Annotated in this window: 1 pseudogene; it reads right to left on the bottom strand. The window is 56.3% G+C overall.

The window, feature by feature from the left end:
• Positions 1–382: pseudogene (yehX, locus tag GVL04_RS24405) on the bottom strand (glycine betaine ABC transporter ATP binding protein YehX); the annotation flags it as partial.

Raw genomic sequence — 382 nt, 5'->3', positions numbered from 1 at the left:
CATCAATATCATGAGTGACCAGCACAATAGTGCGCCCCAGCAAACGGTGAATGCGCGTCATCTCTTGTTGCAACGCGCCGCGCGTTACCGGGTCCAGTGCGCCAAAAGGTTCATCCATCAGTAAGACTTGCGGATCGGCAGCCAGTGCACGGGCCACTCCCACACGTTGCTGCTGACCACCGGAAAGCTGATGCGGATAACGCTCACGCAAATTTGACTCCAGCCCCAGTAGCGCCATTAATTCGTCGATACGATCGTCAATCCGTGCCCGCGACCATTTTTGTAATTGCGGCACGGTAGCGATGTTTTGCGCCACGCTCCAGTGGGGGAACAGGCCAATAGATTGAATGGCATAGCCCATCCGGCGGCGCAACTCCAGTAC

Origin of the sequence: Arthrobacter sp. 18067 (assembly GCF_902706295.1) — a bacterium.
In the GTDB taxonomy this organism is placed as follows: domain Bacteria; phylum Actinomycetota; class Actinomycetes; order Actinomycetales; family Micrococcaceae; genus Arthrobacter.
The sequence above is the reverse complement of the archived record's forward strand: the minus strand, read 5'-3'. Positions and strand labels throughout refer to the sequence as shown.